The organism is Collinsella sp. AF04-24 (genome assembly GCF_003465685.1).
Classification (GTDB): domain Bacteria; phylum Actinomycetota; class Coriobacteriia; order Coriobacteriales; family Coriobacteriaceae; genus Collinsella; species Collinsella aerofaciens_AP.
On sequence record NZ_QSBK01000031.1, the window covers coordinates 1 to 231 of the forward strand.

1 rRNA gene is annotated in these 231 nt (G+C 71.9%); it reads left to right on the plus strand.

The features are described 5' to 3' along the window. Window positions 1–94 precede the first annotated feature (94 nt). Window positions 95–210, plus strand: a 5S ribosomal RNA gene (gene rrf / locus DWV32_RS09700). Window positions 211–231: the final 21 nt, after the last annotated feature.

A 231-nucleotide genomic window follows, 5' to 3' on the forward strand; every position in this document is an offset into this window, starting at 1 on the left:
GATGCCCCCGAGTCAGACCTTTCCTATACGCCATGCGGCCCCCAGGGCACGTGAGTAGACACCCGGACACCGTAACGGTGGGCGCCGCCCACCGGTCAGCGGCCAGAGCATGGGGGGCACGCCCGGTCCCGTTCCGAACCCGGAAGCTAAGCCCCATCGCGCCGAGAGTACTGCGGGGCCAGCCCGTGGGAGGCCAGGGCGCCGCTGACCGGTGGACGGCACCGAGCCGTC